Here is a 721-nt window from a genome sequence, read left to right as displayed (position 1 = left end):
ACATCATACTGTCGATGCAACTCTTGGTATTCAACAGAGCAGTACTGAACACCTCGATCTGAGTGATGTACAAGCTCACCTGTATTCTTCCGTTCTTTCAACGCGTTTAAAAAGGCCTGCTTGACCGTGCGAGCTTTCATATCATCACCTATGTGATAGCCCACGATTTTTCTTGAGTAAGCGTCCGTCACTAAACTGAGATAAGTACAACCACGCCGCGTTGCTAGATAAGTAATATCGGCAACCCATAATTGCTCTGGCCTTTCAGGTATTAAGCCTTCTTTGACACGATTCGGATGGCAGTAAAAGCGATGATTACTATTTGTGGTTCGATGATAAGCCCTTCGATTCTGCACTAATAATCGATTCATTCTCAGCAGAGAGAATAAGCGGTCTCGCCCGATTTTAATATCGTTCTGAGCAAGTAAATACTTGATCTTACGAGTCCCTATACGAGGGTGCATCATCCTTTGCTCTTTTACAAAACCGAGTACTGATTCATCTTTCTTTGTCTGATGAATTTCTGCAACACAGCGCTTGTAGAAAGCTTGTCGTGTAATACCTATGAAGTGACAAGCTTTAGTGACGGTCAACTTTCTGACCGTTTTTTCCTTAATAACTCGGCCTTGCGCTTCTTTGAGATTCGGACACCGAAATCTCGATCCATGACTTTTACAACCGCTTCAAAGAACTCTGCTTTGATCTGAGTCTCTTCTAATTG

The 721-nt window shown here is 42.4% G+C and carries 1 pseudogene; it reads right to left on the bottom strand.

Going from position 1 to position 721, the window contains the following annotated elements:
• Positions 1-721 (bottom strand): annotated as a pseudogene (locus tag AB4486_RS24595) (IS3 family transposase); the annotation flags it as partial.

Source organism: Vibrio sp. 10N.222.55.C6, assembly GCF_041473395.1.
Classification (GTDB): Bacteria; Pseudomonadota; Gammaproteobacteria; order Enterobacterales; family Vibrionaceae; genus Vibrio; species Vibrio crassostreae_C.
Note: the sequence above shows the minus strand (reverse complement) of the source record. Positions and strands in the feature narration are given on the sequence as shown.